The organism is Amycolatopsis sp. NPDC049868, from assembly GCF_044461365.1.
Classification (GTDB): Bacteria; Actinomycetota; Actinomycetes; order Mycobacteriales; family Pseudonocardiaceae; genus Amycolatopsis.
The window spans coordinates 2,715-6,605 of the sequence record NZ_JBITKV010000030.1; the positions used below are offsets into that span (position 1 = coordinate 2,715).

3 protein-coding genes and 1 pseudogene are annotated in these 3,891 nt (G+C 66.8%); all 4 read left to right on the plus strand.

The window, feature by feature from the left end; translation table 11 throughout:
• A pseudogene (locus ACIBTM_RS46390) lies at positions 1–1,385 on the plus strand (hypothetical protein); the annotation flags it as partial.
• A 3-nt stretch (positions 1,386–1,388) separates the two neighbouring features.
• Positions 1,389–2,996 carry a hypothetical protein gene (locus ACIBTM_RS46395; RefSeq protein WP_395883485.1) on the plus strand — a complete coding sequence of 536 codons (1,608 nt, stop codon included), beginning with the start codon at positions 1,389–1,391 and terminating at the stop codon, positions 2,994–2,996.
• A complete protein-coding gene (locus tag ACIBTM_RS46400) occupies positions 2,989–3,450 on the plus strand; it encodes a YbaB/EbfC family nucleoid-associated protein (protein ID WP_395883486.1) in 462 nt (153 codons plus the stop codon). Before ACIBTM_RS46395 ends, ACIBTM_RS46400 begins: the two co-directional genes overlap by 8 nt.
• Before the next feature lie 6 nt (positions 3,451–3,456).
• Entirely contained in the window at positions 3,457–3,759 is a 303-nt protein-coding gene (locus ACIBTM_RS46405) for a hypothetical protein (RefSeq protein ID WP_395883487.1), read from the plus strand.
• The last annotated feature ends 132 nt before the right edge of the window (positions 3,760–3,891 follow it).

Consider the following 3,891-nt stretch of genomic DNA (forward strand, 5'->3'; position numbering starts at 1 on the left):
GTGGTTCCGCGGCGGCTGATGAGGCCGAGAGGCAGCGGCAGGCTGATGAGGCTGAGCGGCAGAAGGGGTTGGCGGACGCGAAGGACGCGGCGAATGGTGCCCTAGCGCCGTTGTCGGGTTCGGGGAGCAATGCGCCTGGTTCGGACACTGGTGGTGGTGCTTCGCCGGGCGGTTCGGGCGACAAGGTCAAGATTCCGGACTCGCTGACCAGTTCGCCCGATGACACAGGCGGAAGCGACAGCGGCACGGGTGATCCGGGCGCCGGCGGAGGCGCGGGTATCGGCGGTGGTGTCGACGACCCCGCTGAGCAACAGCGCCAGGAAGGCCTGCAGGAGGCTCGGGACGCGGCGAACAAGGCCATCTCAGGGCTGCAAGGCACGGGCAGCGGTGCGGACACCGGCACGGGAGACTCGTCGAGCGGTGCGGACGACAGCCGTCAGGGTTCGTCGGGTGATATCGGTGCGCCGCCGGATACGCAGAAGTTCAAGGTGCCGGATTCGTTGACCGGCGCTCCCGCCGACACGGGCACTGGTGCGGGTGGGACCTCTGGCGGCGGCTCCTCGGACGGCGGTACGCCGGATGCGGCGGAGCAGCAGCGGCAACAGGCGTTGCAGGAGGCGAAGGATGCGGCGAACCGAGCGCTCGACGGCCTCGCGAGTGATCCATCGCAGCCGGGCTCAGGCGAGCCGCGGTCCTCGCTGAACGACTTCCTGTCCGGTCAGTCTCCAGACGCAGGATCTGGCCAAGACGGGGATTCCCCCATCGCGGACAAAGCGCACCAGGACGCCAAGGCAGCGATCGACAAGGCCATCGAGAGCCTGCCCGGTTACAACGGGAACGACGCCTATGCGCAGGCGTTGCACGACGCGAAGCAGCAGGCGGACGAAGCGATCGACGGTCTGTCGGCGAACTCCGACAGCAGGTCTCCGGGTGGGCAGCACCCGGTCAAGCTGGAGTCCGCTCCCCCTAGCGGCGGCGGTCTTGACAGCGGCACCGGCGGTGGCGTGAGCGGAAGTGTGGGCAGCGGAGGCGTCGGTGGCGGCGATTTGCCGGCGCACAACACGCTCGACGGTGCCGGTACCCCGCGGGCGGACTCGGTGCTTGACACCGACGTCGCCGCACGTCAGGGGCTGGCGCCGGCGACCGGTGCGGTCACCCAGCAGGCGCCGGTGGGAACCACCGGACCCGGATCCGCCATCCCGGCAGACCACATGGGCGGCGCCGGAATGCCCATGGGCGGCATGGGCGGCGGCATGGGCGGTATGGGGCAGAACGAGAACCGCGAGCGGCAGCCGAACACCTGGCTCCAGGACGACGGCGGCGCGTGGCGGGACGAGCACGAGGATGAGGATGTCCCATCGTCCGTGCTCGGACGGAACTCGTAAGCCATGGCCGAGGTCATCGGCCGGGGAACAGCCCCTTCGCCGCCCCCTGAACCGCCGGTCGGGGGGCCCACCGTCGACGAGGTGTCACACCTGCTGGAAGGGGCCGAGCCGGAGAGCTGGTACGTCCTGGCCGCTTGGTTCGACCGGGCGGCCGAGGTACTGCGTGAGGCGGTGGACAGCTATCGCAAGCACGCCAAGAACCTTGCCGATGTGTGGCACGGCGTCTCAGCGCATGCTTATGCCGAGATCGCAGACACGATGGTCACAAGGATCAGCCAGCGTCCGCCGGGACCCACCGACGGTGAGCTGTCGCGTCGCGTCGGTGAAGCCCTTGCCAACGGGCAGCGTCGCCTGCGTGATCTGCACCTGCTGCGGGCCGAGCAGCCGGGGACCGATCCTCGGCTGCTGGACGAACAGGCCCGCCGGATCCTGCTCGATCTTGAGATCGCCTACGCGGAGATCGGCATGTTCTTCGCGGAGGCCAACGCTCACGCCCCTGAAGGACTCGCCGGATCGCCAGTGTTCGTCCCGGCCGGATATGGCGGCGGCATGGGGCAGCCGCCTGTCCGATTCGCCGTTGGACACGCTGGTTATGGCGAGCCCGCCGGACGAGAGGTAATCGGTGGCCTGGGCGCGCCTGCGGAGGCTTCGTTCATCGTGGGTGGCATGCCTCCCGGCGCATTCGTGCCGGACGGTCGTGGCGGATCCAAGTCGTTGTGGGCGTCGGCTGCCGGTGACCAAGGGCTCGGCGCACCTGAGCGGTCACCGGACACCTCGCCCGGCCCGTCCGAGCACGTCGTCAGGAGCGAGGGGGCTGACGACGTGCTCGTGGGCTGGTCGCCGCCTCTCGTGCGCACCGCCGAAGCTTCGGCGATCGGCAAGTCGGCGCGATCGCAGACCACGATAGGGCGACAGACCACGGGCGAACCTGTCGTCGCGAAATCCACCGTTGCGAAATCTGCCGAGGGAAAGCCTGCGCCGAAGAAGTCCGAGGTGGAGAAGTCCGCAATGGAGAAGCCCGTTGTCACATCCACGGTTCCGGTGGAGTCGATGGCCGAGCCGGCTCGACCTGCGGCTCCGCCCGTGCACCAGGCTGCGGCCGCTACACCGGCTCAGCACGTTCCAGCCGTGACGGCGACTCCGCCCGTTCAGCATGCTCAGGTCGCGGCGACGGCTTCGACCGCTGCTCCCGCACAACACACACCTCCACCTGTCGCTCACGCGCCGGCGAGTGATTCCGCGTTCGATGTACAGGGGCAGCACGCGAGGCCTGCGTCCGGGGCGCAGCCGACGGGAACGAACCTGACCGCCGAAGCCCCGGCGCCGAATACGCCGTCGGGGGCTTCTGCCTCGAGTGGCTCGGGTGGCATGCCCGCGAGTGCGCCGGTGACGAGCGGCGGGGCGGCAACACCCGGGGCGATGGTTCCGATGACGGGCGGGCAGGTCCTCGGTAAGGACGACAAAGGCCAGGTATCGAGTTCGGTACAGCTGTCCGCCGACATGGACAGCTGGGGGGTGGGGGATCTCCCTGCCCCAGTGCTCGGCCGCCCGCTTCGGATCCCGGACCCGCCGCCTGAAGCTCCCGCCACAGAAGGAGAAAACGATGGTTGAGTTCCATTTCCCGGAAAACGCCCCGTTGGCGGCAGCCGCTGAAGCGGCGATGCAGGCGTTCGAGGGCGAACAGCGAAAACTGACAGAGCTGCAGCAGAAGGTGGACGACGACAGTACCACCGTCCGGTCCAAGGATCGTTCGCTCTCGATGACGTTCGATGGACGCGGAGACCTGACCGCGATGAAGTTCCTCGGCACGAAGTACCGGACCATGGCGCCCGCCGAGCTGGCTCACCTGATCGTCGAAACCGTGCAGGCCGGTCGTGCGCAGTGCATGGAAAAACTGGTCGAGAGTATGAGCGGTTACGGCGGACTGCCCGGCATCAACTTCGGTGATCTGGTCGCCGGCCGGATGGACCCGGGCAAACTCGTCGAGTCACTGTTCTCCCCGTTCGCCGACAAAGTGGATGAGGAAAAGGGCGGAAGTCGTCCCGTCAAGGAAAGTGAGAAGTGATAGATCATGGGTGACATCACCAGCGTTGACATGCATGCCGCGGATGCGGCTACGAAAAAGCTTGCTGACGACACCGCCGAGCTTTCACGGGCGATTGGCGACGTTCATCAGGAGCTGGAGGAACGGTCGGGCTGCTGGGGTGACGATGAGACTGGCGAGAAATTCGAAGGGCAATATATGAAGCCATATAAGGAGCTCATGGCTTCTCTTCATGAGCTTAAGGACCAATTGACGCTGAACGCGAGCGACATTCGGAAGGTGCCGGGGGAATTTGCGGCGCAAGACGAGGAGAATGCGGCGGGGTTCTAGGGCTGTTTGGTTCTTTGTGGTGGTTTTGTTGAGTTTGGGAGAGGAGGTGTGTTGGTGTGGGGTATGAGCCTGTGCGTCTTCCTGCTGCTTTGCAGGGGTTTCTTGAGGTGACGGTGGGGATGAAGTGGCCGA